Consider the following 15676-nt stretch of genomic DNA (forward strand, 5'->3'; position numbering starts at 1 on the left):
CGTCCCGCATGAGGACAAGGGCGAGACGACCTGCCCCTCGGCCAAGACGGTGCGCGTGACGGCGCCGGGCGCTGCGACGGCGATCGCCCTGCCGCTGGCCTTTACGCCCTGCGGCGGGCAGGTTGAGGTCAGTCCCCTGCGGCCCGTCGCCGAGGCCTCGGCTCAGCCTGCTGCGGCGCCCGCAAACTAGGGGTTCAAACCCGCCCGAATTCAGCGTAGCGGAGCACGCATGACCCAAGATACGAACCTGGCCTTCTACGACCGCGTCTCCGCCGAACTGGCTGACATCCACGCCCAGGGGCTGACCAAGCCCGAGCGCGTCATCGCCTCGCGTCAGGGGCCTGTGATCTCGGTCAACGGCCGCGATGTGCTGAACTTCTGCGCCAACAACTATCTGGGCCTGGCGGGCGACGAGCGCGTCACCCAGGCCGGGATCAAGGCGCAGGAAAAGTGGGGCGCGGGCACGGCCTCGGTCCGCTTCATCTGCGGCACGCTGGAAATTCATAAAGAGCTGGAGCGTGCGATCGCCGACTACCTCGGCTTTGAGGACGCCATCCTGTTCGCCGCCGCCTTCGACGCCAACGGCGGCATCTTCGAGCCGCTGTTCGGGGCCGAGGACGCCATCGTTTCGGATAGCCTGAACCATGCCTCCATCATCGACGGCGTGCGCCTGTCGAAGGCCCAGCGCTATCGCTTCGCCAACTCGGACATGGCCGATCTGGAGGCCAAGCTGAAGGAGGCGCGCGCCGCCGGGGCCCGCAACATCATCATCGCCACTGACGGCGCCTTCTCGATGGACGGCTATATCGGCAAGATCGATCAGATCCGCGCCCTGGCCGACCAGTATCAGGCCCTGATCATGGTCGACGACTGCCACGCGACCGGGTTCCTGGGCGACAATGGCAAGGGTTCGTTTGCGCACTGTGGGGTCGAGGTCGACTTCGTCACCGGCACCTTCGGCAAGGCGCTGGGCGGCGCCATGGGCGGCTTCATCTGCGCCCGCTCGAACGTGGTGGAGCTGCTGAAGCAGCGCGCGCGGCCCTATCTGTTCTCCAACGCCCTGGCGCCCGCCGTGTGCGGCTCGTCGCTGGAAGCCATCCGCATCGCCGGGGGGGAAGAGGGCGACAAGCTGCGCGCCCAGTTGTTCGCCAACGCCGCGCGGTTCCGCTCGGCCATGGCCGAGGCCGGCTTCGACCTGCTGCCGGGCGAGCATCCGATTATCCCGGTCATGCTGGGCGATGCCAAGCTGGCGCAGGACATGGCGGCGCGCCTGCTGGAGCTGGGCGTCTATGTCATCGGCTTCAGCTTCCCGGTGGTGCCGCGCGGCCAGGCCCGCATCCGCACCCAGATGTCGGCGGCCCACACCTTCGAGCAGATCGACGCCGCCGTCGCCGCCTTCACCCAGGCGGGCAAGGAACTGGGCGTCATCAAATAGGCGTTCGCCTGTATCGTCATGGCCGGGCGACCGGCCGTGCCGGAATTAGAAAGCGTTTGAGGAAACGACATGGCTGACATGATGAAGGCCCTGGCCAAGACGAAACCGGCCGAAGGGCTGGAGCTGATCGACGCCCCCATTCCCGTCGCAGGTGATGAGGACGTGCTGATCAAGGTGCACCGCACCGCCGTCTGCGGCACCGACATCCACATCTGGAACTGGGACGAGTGGTCCCAGAAGAACGTGCCCGTGCCGATGATCACCGGCCACGAGTTCGCCGGCGAGATCGTCGCCATCGGCAAGGACGTGGATCGCCGCCTCAAGGTCGGCCAGCGCGTCTCGGCCGAGGGTCACGTCATCGACCTGAACTCCGAAGCGGCCCGCGCGGGTCACTTCCACCTGGACCCCGACACCCGCGGCATCGGCGTGAACCGCCAGGGCGCCTTCGCCGAATACGTCGTGGCCCCGGCCTTCAACGTGATCGAGCTGCCCGACGACGTGCCCTATGAGATCGGCTCGATCCTGGACCCGTTCGGCAACGCCGTGCACACGGCGCAGCAGTTCGACCTGCTGGGCGAGGACGTGCTGGTCACGGGCGCCGGCCCCATCGGCATGATGGCCGCCGCTGTGGCGCGTCATGCGGGCGCGCGCACTGTGGTCCTGACCGATATCAATGACTTCCGCCTGGACCTTGCGCAGAAGGTTGCGCCGGGCGTGCGCACGGTGAACACCACCAAGGAAGACCTGCGCGACGTCATGCACGAGCTGGGCCTCAAGGTCGGCTTCGACGTGGCGCTGGAGATGTCGGGGTCGCCCATCGCCTTCAAGCAGTGCGTCGACACCCTGATCATGGGCGGCGGCATGGCCCTGCTGGGTATTCCGTCCAAGCCGATGGAGACGGACTGGGGCGCGATCATCCTGAAGGCCCTGACCATCAAGGGCGTCTATGGGCGCGAGATGTTCACCACCTGGCGCAAGATGCTGGGTCTGCTGAAGGCCGGCCTGGACCTGACGCCGCTGATCACCCACCAGATGTCCTACCAGGATTTCGAGGCGGGCTTTGAGGCCATGAAGTCCGGCAAGTCGGGTAAGGTCGTCCTGAACTGGGCCGACTGAGCGGGCTTTAAATTCCGACTTCGCGAAGGCGGGCGCGCAGGCTGTTGATCCAGTCGCGCGCCTCGTCCCCGCCCCACAGGCGCCAGGCGATATAGCCCGCCGAGGGCTTGACGGGATCGGCCCAATAGCGACCGTGCTTGTCCACCGCGTGGCGGGCGAAATAGCTGTACATCGACTTGATATCCCGATCGCTGAGCGGCGTGCGCGCCATCAGCTGTTCGGCGCGTCGCACGCCGACCTCGGTGCCGCCGCGCCCGTGCAGTTCGCGCAGGGCCAGACCGTCCTCAGCCGTCTCGGCGATGGCGGCGGAGGGGGTGCGGTCCTCGTCGGAAAGGATGGGGTGGTCGATCAGCATGGCGTATCCTGAAGCCGGGGCGTCGATCCCTCTTATACGACTTGACCTTATGACGGGGGCGGGGGACGAGCGGCCATGAATTATCGTCACAGCTTTCACGCCGGAAACTTCGCCGATCTGGTCAAGCACGCCCTGGTGCTGTGGCTGTTGAAGGAGCGGCAGGCGCGCGGACCCGTCGCCGTGCTGGACACTCACGCCGGGGCGGGACTCTATGATCTGACGGGTGATGCGGTTCGCTCGCGCGAGGCCGAGGCCGGGGTGGCGCGGCTGATGACCGCCGAGGCGCGACCGTCGCTGATCGAGGCGCTGGCGGCTGAGGTCGCGGCGCTGAACCCGCAGGGCGGGGTGCGCTTTTATCCCGGTTCGCCGGTGTTGACGGCGCGGGCCTTGCGGGCTGGGGATTCCTATCGTGGGTTTGAGCTGAACCCGCCGGTCGAAGCCCTGCTCAAGGAGGCGCTGGCGCCGTGGTCGAATGCGACGGGACAGGCGGGCGACGGCTATGATGAGGCGGTGCGCGCGGCGCGGGGGCTGAAGGCGCCGCTGCTGCTGATCGATCCGCCGTTCGAGCGGCCCGACGACTATGTCCGCTCGGCCGAGACGGCCGCGGCGGTGCTGGGCGCCGATCCGACGGCCTGCGTGGCGATCTGGACGCCGCTGAAGGATCTGGAGACCTTTGACGGTTTCATCCGTCGGCTGGAGCAGGCGGGGCTGTCGCGGGTGCTGGTGGCCGAGGCGCGCCTGCGGCCGCTGAACAATCCGATGAAGATGAACGGCTGCGCCATGACGGTGGTCAACGCGCCCTCGGGCGCCGAGGCGGCGGCGGCTGAAATCTGCGGCTGGACGGTCTCGGCGCTGGGCGACGCGGGCGGTCGGGCCGAGGTTTGGCGGGCGGGTTAGGCCTGGATGACCTCGCCCGGCTCATAGAGGTGAGGCTCGAACGTCGCGATGGCCAGGATCGGCCCCATGGCTGCGACGACCTGGGGATGGCGGGTCATGGCCTTCCAGGCGTCAGCGTCGGCCCAGACGGCGTGATTGGCGGCGACGCGACCGTTCAATCCGCGATGCAGGGTGGCTGAGACGAAGCCGGGCAGGGCGGTCTGAACACGCACCAGATTCGCCAGCCGCTCCATCAGTTCGTCCAGATGGGGCGCGTTGCACTTGAAGACATTGATCAGGACGACCAGGTCTTCAGGCGGCGCATCGGCCAGGGCGTCGGGAGAGGAAGGCATGGGCGGTTCGTCTCATTGCTTTGTCCCTTCTTCTACCGCAATCCAGCAGCCGAGGCTTCCTTCACTCCCGTCGATCAAGTGGATTTCATGACCGCCATCGCCATCCTCGAAACCGGTCGCCCGCCTGCCCATCTGGCTGAGACGTTCGGCGACTACACCGCCCAGTTCCGCGCCATGCTGGGCGACGGCGTGACCACGCATCGCTTCGACGTTCAGGCGGGCGAACTGCCCGAAGACCCGTCGGCTTTCGTCGGGACGATCGTCACCGGATCGGCGGCGGGCGTCTATGAAGACCTGCCGTGGATCGAGCCCCTGTCCGCCTGGCTGCGCGATGCGCGCGGCAAGACGCGGCTGGTGGGCGTGTGCTTCGGCCACCAGATCCTGGCCCATGCTTTCGGTGGTCGGGTCGAGAAGTCCGACAAGGGCTGGGGCGTCGGCCTGCACCGCTATGACGTGCTGAGCGATGAGGCCTGGATGACCCCGGCGGCGGCGACCATCGCCATTCCGGTTTCGCACCAGGACCAAGTCGTGGCCGCCCCCGACGATGCGCGGGTGCTGATCGCCAGCGAGTTCACGCCCTATGCGGGCCTGGCCTGGGGGCAGGACGCCATCAGCTTCCAGTGCCATCCCGAGTTCGATCCGGCCTTCGCCGCTCGTCTGACCGAAGGCCGGAGAGGGCGCATCGACGACGCGCTGGTGGACCAGGCTCACGCCACCCTGGCCGAGCCGAACGACCGGGCTGTCCTGGCCGACTGGATACGCGCCTATCTGGGCGTTTCGGCTTGAGGGAGGCTCTTGGCGTGGCGCGCTTCGTCGAACGGCGCTAAGCCTTAGGCAACTTCCACAGGGCTAGGGTCGTGAGGATGTCTTCTGTACGCCTCAAGACCCTTTTTTACGCTCCCTTGATCGCGGTCGCCGTGCTGGCCGCCGCGCCCGCTGTGGCGAAGTCGACGCACGGCCTGGAACTGGCCAGAGCCGTCGAGCAGCGGGCCGCCAGTACGAACTTTGCGGCGCTGGAAAGCTTCGGTCTCGATGCCATGAAGCGTCATGATCGGGAGGGGTTGAACCGACTGTATCATGTCGCCTGGACGGTTCTGAACCAGGGCGACTTCGACAAGGCGACCTTGTGGAACAACCGTCTGGAGGCGCAGGCGCGCGCCCAGGATGACCATCGCTATCTGGCGATTGCGCGTCTGAACGCCCTGACCATCCGCTACGATCAGGGCGACCTGTCGGTTCAGGATGAGATGGCGCATACGGCCAGGACCACGCGCGACTGGTTCGTCATGGCGCATGCGGCTCGGCTGAGCGCCCTGGCCCTGATGGATCAGGACCGCGTCGGCGAAGGCTTGCGCCTGCTGACGACGGTCGAGGCTGAAATCCCGGTCCATGGCCCCTATACCGCCACCGCGAGGGCCGGCGTTTGGGAAATGACCGGCATGGGGCTGATGAAGCTGAGCGATGTGGCGGGCGCCGCCGACGCCTTTCGCCGCTTCGAGATCGACGATTCCAATCCAGCGTATCCGCGCCCGGATTTCGACAGCCTCTACAATCTGACGCGCATGGCGCTTCAGGTTGGGGATCTGCCCAACGCCGAGCTCTACTATGCGGCCCACCACCGTTTGAGCCAGCGCACGAACCTGGACAGCCTCGGCGCCTATGACGCCGCCCTGTGCGCCGCCGTGGCCGATGCGCGGCGGGATTCGCGCGCCGTGCTGGACTGTCTGGCGCCCCATGAAGCGCTGATCGACGGCAAGGCTTTTCTGGCGCTGGACATCCTGCCGATACGCGGCGTGGCGAGGGCGCGGTTGGGCGACCTGACGGGGGCTCGCAGCGATCTGGAACGCCTGCGCGAACTGACGCCCGAAGGGGCGGTCGACCCGACTGAACGACTGGTCGAGGCCGAACTGCTGTTCAGCTCCGGTCGGTCGCGCGAGGCGTTTGAAGTCCTTCGCGAGTATCAGCGGCAGCGAGACCTGCATACCGCCCGCCGTTTCAGCGCAGGCATTCACCAGGTGACGGGCGACATGCAGCAACAGCTGGCCCAGCGTCGCCGCCAGTTGGAGACGGCCCGCGCCAACACCCAGCTTCAGCAGGCGGTGATCCGCGGGCAGAACTGGATCCTGGCCATCAGCCTGGTCTTTGTGCTGTCGGTGTTGCTGGTCCTGCTGTGGCAAAGGCGGCAGTCACGGCGCCTGAAGAAGGCCCAGCTTCATGCCGAGGCGGCGAACCGGGCCAAGAGCGAATTCCTGGCCAATATGAGCCATGAGATCCGCACGCCTCTGAACGGCGTCGTGGCCATGGCTGAGGCCCTGGCCGGACGCGACCTGCGCGAACAGGATCGGGAACTGGTGAACATTATCCGTTCGTCGGGCGTCACCCTGGAGCGGTTGCTGTCGGACATCCTGGACGTGGCCCGCATCGAGTCGGGCCAGTTGGCGATCGAACCGACGCCCTTCGACCTGGAGCAGGCGGCGCGCGACGTGGTCGCCCTGTGGGCGCCGCTGGCCCTGGACAAGGGCGTCGAGCTGCGGCTGGGCTATGACGCCGCCCTGGCGCGACGGGTCGTTGGGGATGCGGTCCGGCTGCGGCAGGTGCTGACCAATCTGATCAGCAATGCGTTGAAGTTCACCCAGGCGGGGTCGGTGACCCTGAACGTCGATCTGCTGGATCAGGACCGCGTTCGTTTTGCCGTGGTCGACACGGGCATCGGGTTCGACGCCGAGTTCAAGTCGCGCATCTTCCATCGCTTCCAGCAGGAGGACGGCTCCATCACCCGTCGCTTCGGCGGCAGCGGGCTCGGCTTGGCCATTTCCGATGATCTGGTGCGGCTGATGGGCGGCGAACTGGATTGCGACTCTCCGCCGGGCGAGGGCGCGCGCTTCTGGTTCGAGCTGTCGTTGCCGCCCGCCGAAGCCGGCGAAGATCAGATGGACGAGTCGGTCTTCACGCCCGCCGCCCTGCCGCGCACGGATCGTGAAGGCGTGCCGCGCGTGCTGTTGGCCGACGACCATCCGGCCAACCGCAAGGTGATCGAGGTCATGCTCGAACCGCTGGGCGTCGAACTGACGGCGGTGGAGGACGGAGCTCAGGCTTTGGCCGCCTTCCGCGAAGGCGGTTTCGACCTGGTGCTGATGGACATGCAGATGCCGGTCATGGACGGGCTGACCGCGACGGCCGAAATGCGCGCTTATGAGCGCCGCACCGGCGCCGAGCCGACGCCGATCCTGATGCTGACCGCCAACGCGATGAGCGAACACGTCGAGGCCAGCCATCGTGCAGGCGCCGACGGCCACCTGACCAAGCCGCTCAGCGTGGCGGGGCTGACCAGGGCCGTCGCAGAGGCCCTGGACCGGGCGAACGATCAGGTCTCGGCCTGAACCTCGGCTTTTAGGGCCACTTCACCACGGGCGGCATGGAGCTGAGGATCGACTCGACGTTGCCGCCGGTCTTCAGCCCGAACATGGTGCCGCGGTCGTAGAGCAGGTTGAACTCGACGTAGCGGCCGCGACGGATCAGTTGCTCCTCGCGCTCCTCGGCGGTCCAGGGCTCCTGCATCCGGCGGGCGACGATGTCGCAATAGACCTTGAGGAAGGCCTCGCCGACGACCTGGGTGAAGGCGAAGTCCCGCTCCCAGTCGCCGCTGTCGTGGTGGTCGTAGAAGATGCCGCCGGTGCCGCGCGGTTCATTGCGGTGGGGCAGGAAGAAATACTCGTCGCACCACTGCTTGTATTTGGCGTGCCAGGCGGGATCGAAGGCGTCGCAGGCGCCCTTCATGGCGGCGTGGAAGTCGACGGTGTCGGGGTGGTCGTCGCGACGGTCGGCATCCAGTACGGGCGTCAGGTCGCCGCCGCCGCCGAACCAGGTCTTGGTTGTCGAGATCAGGCGGGTGTTCATGTGCACCGCCGGCACGCGCGGGCTGACCGGGTGGCAGATCAGGCTGATGCCGGTGGCGTAGAAGCGCGGGTCTTCCTCGGCGCCGGGCACGTTTTTAGCGTAGTCGGCGGGGAAGGTTCCGTGGACGGTCGAGCAGTGGACGCCGACCTTTTCAAACAGGCGGCCGCTCATCATGCCCATGACGCCGCCGCCGCCTTCCTTGCGGTCCCACGGGGTGCGGACGAAGCGGCCGGGCTCTCCGGCGAACAGTTCAACCGGGGCGGCGTCTTCCAGCGCCTCGAAAGCGGCGTGGATCTTGTCGCGCAGGGTCTCGAACCAGACGCGGGCGCGCTCGCGGCGCTCAATCATCAGGGCGGGGGCAGCTTGGATCATGAGGGCTTCAACCATGACGCGGCCTTTCTGAACAGTCCGGCGGGATGCGCGGGTGCGAGCCTGATGCCGCAGGCGAGGCGAGGGGGCCTTGATCCAGATCACAAGGCGCGGTGCAAACGATGCCTACGGACGGTTCCCACGGCGTCGCGCCTGTGCCAGCGTGCGGCGCCCGCAAAGCGGCGCCGTGGGGCGACCGGGCGGGCCTAGTATCCAAGAGGGGGAAACCATGATCCGCATCGCCCTGAGCGCTAAATTGCGCGCCAGCCTGCTCGCCGCCGCTTCCGTCGCCGTTCTGGCCGGACCGGTTCTGGCTCAAACGTCTCAGCCGCAAGAGGCGCGCGTGATGCAGATTCTGAAACGCACGCCCCTGATCGACGGACACAACGACCTGCCGTGGGCCTTGCGCCAGGGCTTCGGCAATGATCCGCACGGCGTTGATCTGAATGCGAATCTGTCGACATCGACGCGCCTGCATACGGATATCCCGCGCCTGCGCGCCGGGGGCGTGGGCGGTCAGTTCTGGTCGGTCTATGTCCCGGCCAGCATGGCGCCGGTCGACGCCGCCAAGGCCACCTTCGAGCAGATCGACACGGTCAAGCGCATCGTCGCCGCCCACCCCGAGACCTTCGAGATCGCCACCACGGCCGACGACCTGGTCCGCATCCACCGCGCGGGCAAGATCGCCAGCCTGATCGGCATGGAAGGCGGCTATTCGATCGACGATTCCCTGGGCCTGCTGCGCGAGTTCTACGATTCGGGGGCGCGCTACATGACGCTGACCCACTCCAAGAGCACGACCTGGGCCGACAGCGGCACCGACGCCCCCAAATGGAACGGGCTGAACGCCTTCGGCGAAGACGTGGTCCGCGAGATGAACCGTCTGGGTATGATGGTCGACCTCAGCCACGTGTCCGAGGCCACCATGGTTGACGCCATTCGCGTGTCCGAGGCGCCGGTAATCTTCTCCCACTCCTCGGCGCGGGCGGTGACGGCCCATCCGCGCAACGTGCCCGACGCCGTGCTGCGCCAGATGGAGAGCAACGGCGGCATCGTCATGGTGACCTTCGTGCCGGGCTTCGTCAGCGAGGCCGTGCGGGCGGCGGGCGCGGCGCGCGGCGCGGAGATGACGCGGCTGACGGCCCTCAACCCCGGCGATCCCGCTGCGGTCAAGGCGGGCATGGACGCCTGGAACGCCGCCAACCCGGCGCCCAAGGCGACGATGGAGGACGTCATCGCCCACATCCAGCACGTCCGCGACGTGGCGGGCATCGATCACGTCGGCCTGGGCGGCGACTATGACGGCGTGGACAGCCTGCCGGTCGGTCTGGAGGGCGTGGACGGCTATCCGCGTCTGCTGGCCGAACTGATGCGCCGCGGCTGGAGCGAGGCCGACATCCGCAAGATCTCGGGCGAGAACCTGCTGCGCGTCATGCGGGGGGTGGAGCGCGTGGCGGCTTCGAAGAGCGCCGAGCGGCCGAGCCTGGCCAAACTGCCGAACGACGGCGCGCCGGAGTAAGGTTCAGGCGAAGACAAGACGATCAGGCCGGCTCCTCGGCGGGCGTTCTGCGCCGGACGAGCCGGTCGATTTCGAAGGTCAGCTCTTCAGGGGCGTGCCCGGAGCGAATTTCTAGGAACTCGATACCGGCACGTCGGAGAGCTTCTCGCTTCACGGCGTCGCGGGCGGCGGCCGTGCCTTGGTAGTGGCCTGAGCCTTGGTATTCGACCGCAGCGATCGGCAGACCGTCTTTGGCGATGATCAGCATGTCGACCCGCTTGCTGTTCACCGCCTGGAAGGCGCCCGTATCAGCGGAGCCCAGAACTTCACCGAGCGAGACTTGAGCCATGACGCGCCAACCGAGTGCGTGCTTGGCCAGGCCGCGCTCCAAGGCATAGAAAATGCGTGCTTCTTCGCGCGACATCAGCCGCTTGGCGTGAAACTCTGCCTTCATCACCGTCGCCAACTGATCCGTGGCGGGGTTTCGAGACGCGGAAACGATCTTGATGGCAGGCGCCGATGGTTTGGTGCGGCGACGCCCATGGCGTTTCATCGCCTGCGCGGCGCTCCACCCGATCAGGAAACCTGCGAGAAGGGCGAACGCCAATAATAAAGGCAGTTGGTCCGGCGTGGTAAGCTTAAGCCACAGGGATTGCATCATGGTCTCCGCTATTGCGGATCGATGTTATGCGTCTGCGGGTTGGCGTGAGCTGAACGGCTTTAGTTAATCGCTTATCGCGTCGGCAGTTCGTTCATCTGCCTCAGCGCTTCATGCAGGCCGATGCCAGCGCTGACGGATAGGTTCAGCGACCGGGCTTCCGGGCGGATGGGGATGTAGATTCGCGCATCCGCCGCCGCATGGACGTAGTCGGGCGAACCGGCGCTCTCCTTGCCGAACAACAGAACGTCATCGGGCTGGAAGACGAAATCCGTCAGGGGCTCGGCCGCGCGCGTGGTGAACAGCACCAGCCGACCCGGCGCGCGGTCGCGCTGGAAGGCCTCCCAGTCGGAATGGCGCGTCATATGGGACAAAGGCCCGTAATCCAGGGCCGCCCGCTTCATCGCGCGATCATCGAAATTGAAGCTCGTAGGCTCGATGACGTGCAATTCCACGCCGAAACAGGCGCTCAGTCGGATGCAGGCGCCGACATTATGGGGGATGTCAGGTTGAAAAAGGGCGAGACGCATTCTAAGGCCCTCATACGCGCGGGGCGGGGCCTTGTCGCGGCTTTTGTTGCGACTGTTTCGCAAATCGCTTCCGCGACTTGTCAGGAACCGTTGAAACCAAGGCCGGGCGGTCAGGGATTTGCCATCGCATGATAGGGTTCCATTCGGTTGACGTCCCATCTCGGGGCGGGCGACCGGCGATGCAGAGGTGAAACGCGTGGCCGAATCGGTCGTGAATGCTGACGGGCCTGACGGCCAACACGGGGGTGGCGAGGCCACTCGCCGCGACTTCATCCACATTGCTGCGGGCGCGGCTGCTGCCGGCGCTGGCGTGATGGTGGCCTGGCCGCTCATCAATCAGATGAACCCGGCGGCCGACACCCTGGCTCTGGCGTCGATCGAATTCGATCTGACGAAGGTCCAGGAAGGCCAGCAGGTCGTCATCAAGTGGCAGGGCAAGCCGGTCTTCGTGCGCTATCGCACCCCGGCCGAGCTGACCAAGGTCATCGACGAGGGCGCCGTGGGCAGCCCGCCGCAGACCGACGCCGAGCGCACCAAGGAAGGCCACGAGAAGTATCTCGTCGTCATCGGCTCGTGCACCCATCTGGGCTGCGTGCCGACCTTCAACGCCGGCGAGTACGGCGGTTGGTTCTGCCCGTGCCACGGTTCGCACTACGACGCCTCGGGTCGTATTCGTAAGGGCCCGGCGCCGCTGAACCTGATCGTGCCGAACTACGAATACATGTCCGACACCCGCGTGAAGATCGGCTGAGGACGGACAGAGGAACCATGAGCGATCACGAATCCACTTACGTCCCGAAAACCGCCGTTGAGCGGTGGATGGACACGCGCCTGCCGATCATCCGTTTCGGCATGGACTATGCGAACCTGCCGACCCCGAAGAACCTGAACTACTGGTGGACCTTCGGCGGCATCCTGGCGATCTGCCTGATGACTCAGATCATCACCGGCATCGTCCTGGCCATGCACTACACCCCGCACGTCGACATGGCCTTCGCCTCGGTCGAGCGCATCATGCGCGACGTGAACGGCGGCTGGCTGATCCGCTATGTGCACGCCAATGGCGCGTCGATGTTCTTCATCGCCGTCTATCTGCACATGCTGCGGGGCCTGTACTACGGCTCCTACAAGGCGCCGCGCGAGATGATCTGGATCGTCGGCTGCGTCATCTTCTTCCTGATGATCGCCACGGCCTTCCTGGGCTACGTCCTGCCGTGGGGCCAGATGTCCTTCTGGGGCGCTGAGGTCATCACCAACCTGATCGGCGCCATCCCGGTCGTCGGCGAGCCGATCCTGGTCTGGCTGCGTGGCGGCCCGGCGATCGACAACGCGACGCTGAACCGCTTCTTCTCGCTGCACTACCTGCTGCCGTTCGTCATCGCCGGCTGCGTGGTGCTGCACCTGTGGGCCCTGCACGCCGCCGGTCAGAACAACCCGGTCGGCATCCTGATCCCGAAGGACCGCGCCAAGAAGGACATGCTGCCCTTCCACCCGTACTTCACGGTCAAGGACGGCTTCGCGATCATCCTGTTCCTGATCCTGTTCGCGGTGTTCGTCTTCTACAACCCGGGCGCTCTGGGCCACGCCGACAACTACATCCCGGCCAACCCGCTGCAGACCCCGGCGTACATCGTGCCTGAGTGGTACATGCTGCCCTTCTACGCGATCCTGCGCGCCATCCCCGACAAGTTCGGCGGCGTGGTGGCCATGTTCGCGGCGATCGGCGTGCTGTTCGTCCTGCCGTGGCTGGATACGTCCAAGGTGCGCTCCATGCGCTACCGCCCGACGATGAAGACCTTCTTCATCATCTTCCTGTTCGTCTGCTTCGGCCTCGGCTGGTGCGGCGCTCAGCTGCCGGACGCGCCGGTTGTTCCGGGCATGCCCAGCTTCAACCTGATCGACGGCCAGCTGAACTCCTACCTGTGGCTGACGCGACTGCTGACGGCGTACTACTTCGTCTTCTTCCTGGTGCTGATGCCGGTCATCGGCCTGCGTGAGAAGCCGCTGCCGATCCCGGCGACGATCTCGGAGCCCGTGCTCCCGTCGACCGCAGCCGAGAAGGCCTGAGCGCGATGATGAGCAACGAGAAAAAGACCGTGTCCTTCCGCAAGATCCTCGTCTCCGTGACGGCCGCTGTCGGCCTGGTCGCCATCGCCGCTCCGGCGATGGCCGCCGGGGGCGCCAAGCATCCGCGCGACGGCGGCTTCAGCTTCGCCGGTCCGTTCGGCACCTTCGATCAGGGCCAGCTGCAGCGCGGCTACAAGGTCTATCGCGAGGTCTGCGCCTCCTGCCACGGCATGGATCTGGTGCACTTCCGCAACCTGGGCGACAAGCACGGGCCGTTCTGGAATCCGAAGTATCCGAACCCGAACGACAACCCGGTCGTGAAGGCTCTGGCCAAGGAGATCCAGGTCGCCGACATCGACTCAGAAACGGGTGAAGACCTGCGTCGCGACGCCACCACGGCGGACCGCTTCCCCAACCCCTATCCGAACCCGACGGCGGCCGCTGCGGCCAACGGCGGCGCCATGCCGCCGGACCTGTCGGTCATGGCCAAGGCCCGTCACGACGGCGCCAACTACATCTATTCGCTGCTGTCGGGCTATTCGACCCCGCCGGCGGGCCTGAAGATGGCGCCGGGCCAGCACTACAACCCCTATATGGCGGGCGACATGACCCCGTTCTGGGAAGGCAAGGGCCATGTGCCGGAAGGCGGCTTCATCGCCATGCCGGCCCCGCTGACCGCCGGTCAGGTCACCTATGACGACGGCACCGAGGCGACCGTGGACCAGATGTCCAAGGACGTCGCCGCCTTCATCGCCTGGACCTCTGAGCCGAAGATGGTCGAGCGCAAGCAGATGGGCTTCGGCGTCATCATCTTCCTGCTGGCCTTCGCGGGCGTGACCTACGCCAGCTATCGCCGCATCTGGAAGGGCGTCGCCCACTAAGGCGTCCTGTCCTCGCAGACGAAACGACCCGCCGGAGCGATCCGGCGGGTTTTTTCGTGGGCGGCGTCCGCGTCAGCGCGCCAGGGCGGTGCAGCGGATCAGGCGCATGGGCTGCTCAGATGGCTGGTGCAGCCACATCAGGCGCAGGCTGTCGTCCGTGGCCTCGAAGCGTGCGTGCCGCTCGGTGCGGCCCGTAGCCGTCTCGCAGGCGAGGAGGGCGTCGTAACCCTGGCCGCGCTCATTGATGGTTTCGAGGGCGCAACGCAGGCCGCGTCCGTGCAGATCGGTCGTGGTGACATCGAGGACGGCCTGATGATCGCCGGCTTGGGCGCAGGCGTCGGCTGTGGCGGCCCAGCGGCCGATAAAGCTGGTCGCGCCGGCGCCGCGAAGCATCGGCTCCATCCCCGGCGGGCGCTGGGGAGGGGGCGCCGAGGTTCCTGGACCCTGGATGGGTTGAGCCGGTTCGGTCGGCGGATTGACCTGGCCCGGCGGGTCGCAGGCCGCGAGCAGAATCGCCAGGACGACGAACAAATGACGGGAAGAGGGTTTCATCCCCGCCACAACGTGTCGGCGGTCGAGGGCGTTGCCGCCCTTGCCTTTTGATGCGTCAGCGTCGGGCCGCCGCGCTGCGATCGCGGACCTGTCCGAACTCGGAGGTCGGCTTCCAGGTCGGCCATTCGTCGCCGTTGGCCAGGTCCAGACCCAGGCGATAGAGCAGGGTCAGGTTCTCAACCGCCGAGCGCAGATCCCAGTCGGCCGACCACTCGTCGCTGGGGCGATGATAGTCGGCGCCGAACCTGGCTTTCCAGGCGGCCAGGCCCGCCTCGCGGCCGCCCTCGACCCAATCCACGCCGTGCCAGGGCATCAGGGCCGGCACGCCCGCGCGGGCGAAGGGGAAGTGGTCGGAGCGGTAGTAGAAATTCTGTTCCGGCTGGCCGTCGTCGGAGACGTAGCGGCCTTCCTGTTCAGCCAGGGCCTGAAGGTCGTCTTCAAGGCTGTTCTGGCCCTTGCCGAAGATGGGGACGTCGCGTGTCGGGCCGCTGAGGGGCAGCATGTCGATGTTGATGTCGGCCACCGTCGTCTCCAGCGGATAGACCGGATCGGCGACATAGGCGTAGGCGCCCAGCAGACCCATTTCCTCGGCCGCCATATGGGCGAAGACGAAGGTGCGCTTCGGCGCAGGGGCGGCCTTCAACTGGCGGGCCATCTCGACCACGCCGATGGTGCCCGAGGCGTTGTCCCAGGCGCCGTTGAACACCTTGTCGTCGCCTGGGGCATCGTCTTTGACGCCGACGTGGTCCCAGTGGGCGGAATAGATGACGACCTCGTTCGGGCGCTCGGTCCCGGTGATACGCGCCAGCAGGTTGTGGGTGCGCAGAATCTCGACCGATTCCTCGGCCGAGGCGGTGATCCGCGTCTCCAGCGGGAAGGCGCGGAAATCGCCGGTCTCGAGGCGGGGCTTCAGCGACGCCAGGTCCACGCCCATTTCGGCGGCGACGTCGCGGTTGACGGCGCCGCTGAGGGTCAGTTCGGCCGAGCCGGGCGTCAGGGTGCGGGTGCGGTCGGCCCCCGATGTCTCGCGTCGCCAGGCGGCCGCGCCGGCGTCGCCGTCGATGATCGTCAGGACGGCCAGGGCGCCGC

16 protein-coding genes and 1 pseudogene are annotated in these 15676 nt (G+C 66.7%); 10 read left to right on the forward strand and 7 right to left on the reverse strand.

The window, feature by feature from the left end; all coding sequences use genetic code 11:
• The 3 genes and pseudogenes from RT567_RS04460 to tdh all read left to right on the forward strand — a co-directional run.
• Positions 1–190: pseudogene (locus RT567_RS04460) on the forward strand (hypothetical protein); the annotation flags it as partial.
• Between the two features lie 39 nt (positions 191–229).
• Complete coding sequence (locus RT567_RS04465; protein WP_313574613.1) at positions 230–1435, forward strand: glycine C-acetyltransferase; 1206 nt, start codon at positions 230–232, stop codon at positions 1433–1435.
• 81 nt (positions 1436–1516) lie between these two features.
• Positions 1517–2551, forward strand: coding sequence for an L-threonine 3-dehydrogenase (gene tdh / locus RT567_RS04470; protein WP_409516143.1), 1035 nt, complete (start codon positions 1517–1519; stop codon positions 2549–2551).
• Between the two features lie 7 nt (positions 2552–2558).
• On the opposite strand, the gene RT567_RS04475 is transcribed toward tdh, so the two are convergent.
• Positions 2559–2906, reverse strand: a complete 348-nt coding sequence (locus RT567_RS04475; RefSeq protein ID WP_313574616.1) for a hypothetical protein — start codon at positions 2904–2906, stop codon at positions 2559–2561.
• A 75-nt stretch (positions 2907–2981) separates the two neighbouring features.
• On the opposite strand from RT567_RS04475, the gene rlmJ reads away from it, so the two are divergent.
• Entirely contained in the window at positions 2982–3803 is an 822-nt protein-coding gene (rlmJ, locus tag RT567_RS04480; RefSeq protein ID WP_313574618.1) for a 23S rRNA (adenine(2030)-N(6))-methyltransferase RlmJ, read from the forward strand.
• Here rlmJ and RT567_RS04485 read toward each other — a convergent pair.
• Positions 3800–4135, reverse strand: a complete 336-nt coding sequence (locus RT567_RS04485; protein WP_313574620.1) for an antibiotic biosynthesis monooxygenase family protein — start codon at positions 4133–4135, stop codon at positions 3800–3802. The two genes, rlmJ and RT567_RS04485, sit on opposite strands and share 4 nt — an antisense overlap.
• Positions 4136–4222: 87 nt before the next feature.
• Between RT567_RS04485 and RT567_RS04490 the strand changes: the two genes are divergently transcribed.
• Positions 4223–4921, forward strand: coding sequence for a glutamine amidotransferase-related protein (locus RT567_RS04490; RefSeq protein ID WP_313574621.1), 699 nt, complete (start codon positions 4223–4225; stop codon positions 4919–4921).
• 116 nt (positions 4922–5037) lie between these two features.
• On the forward strand, positions 5038–7515 hold the full coding sequence (locus RT567_RS04495) for an ATP-binding protein (RefSeq protein WP_313574623.1): 2478 nt from the start codon (positions 5038–5040) through the stop codon (positions 7513–7515).
• Positions 7516–7525: 10 nt separating this feature from the next.
• Here the strand turns inward: RT567_RS04495 and hemF are convergent, their stop codons facing one another.
• Positions 7526–8380 carry an oxygen-dependent coproporphyrinogen oxidase gene (gene hemF, locus RT567_RS04500; RefSeq protein WP_409516144.1) on the reverse strand — a complete coding sequence of 285 codons (855 nt, stop codon included), beginning with the start codon at positions 8378–8380 and terminating at the stop codon, positions 7526–7528.
• 250 nt (positions 8381–8630) lie between these two features.
• Here hemF and RT567_RS04505 point away from each other — a divergent pair, with 250 nt between their 5' ends.
• Entirely contained in the window at positions 8631–9920 is a 1290-nt protein-coding gene (locus RT567_RS04505) for a dipeptidase (RefSeq protein ID WP_313574626.1), read from the forward strand.
• Positions 9921–9942: 22 nt separating this feature from the next.
• Here RT567_RS04505 and RT567_RS04510 read toward each other — a convergent pair whose 3' ends face one another.
• Complete coding sequence (locus RT567_RS04510) at positions 9943–10560, reverse strand: DUF2726 domain-containing protein (RefSeq protein ID WP_313574628.1); 618 nt, start codon at positions 10558–10560, stop codon at positions 9943–9945.
• 71 nt (positions 10561–10631) lie between these two features.
• Entirely contained in the window at positions 10632–11087 is a 456-nt protein-coding gene (locus tag RT567_RS04515) for a tRNA (cytidine(34)-2'-O)-methyltransferase (protein ID WP_313574630.1), read from the reverse strand.
• A gap of 196 nt (positions 11088–11283) precedes the next feature.
• On the opposite strand from RT567_RS04515, the gene petA reads away from it, so the two are divergent.
• The 3 genes from petA to RT567_RS04530 are packed head-to-tail and all read left to right on the forward strand — an operon-like array spanning position 11284 to position 14035.
• Positions 11284–11838, forward strand: coding sequence for a ubiquinol-cytochrome c reductase iron-sulfur subunit (petA, locus tag RT567_RS04520; RefSeq protein WP_125899690.1), 555 nt, complete (start codon positions 11284–11286; stop codon positions 11836–11838).
• 17 nt (positions 11839–11855) lie between these two features.
• Positions 11856–13154, forward strand: coding sequence for a cytochrome b/b6 (locus RT567_RS04525; RefSeq protein WP_313574632.1), 1299 nt, complete (start codon positions 11856–11858; stop codon positions 13152–13154).
• 5 nt (positions 13155–13159) lie between these two features.
• The gene (locus RT567_RS04530) at positions 13160–14035 is read left to right on the forward strand and encodes a cytochrome c1 (protein WP_292055742.1); all 876 of its coding nucleotides are present in this window, start codon (positions 13160–13162) and stop codon (positions 14033–14035) included.
• Between the two features lie 72 nt (positions 14036–14107).
• Here the strand turns inward: RT567_RS04530 and RT567_RS04535 are convergent, their stop codons facing one another.
• Together RT567_RS04535 and RT567_RS04540 are read right to left on the reverse strand one after the other, a co-directional pair.
• Positions 14108–14587 carry a hypothetical protein gene (locus RT567_RS04535; RefSeq protein WP_313574634.1) on the reverse strand — a complete coding sequence of 160 codons (480 nt, stop codon included), beginning with the start codon at positions 14585–14587 and terminating at the stop codon, positions 14108–14110.
• Between the two features lie 55 nt (positions 14588–14642).
• The coding region (locus RT567_RS04540) for a M28 family peptidase (protein WP_313574636.1) at positions 14643–15676 on the reverse strand (1034 nt) is incomplete at its 5' end.

Origin of the sequence: Brevundimonas sp., from assembly GCF_032107865.1 — a bacterium.
Taxonomy (GTDB): domain Bacteria; phylum Pseudomonadota; class Alphaproteobacteria; order Caulobacterales; family Caulobacteraceae; genus Brevundimonas.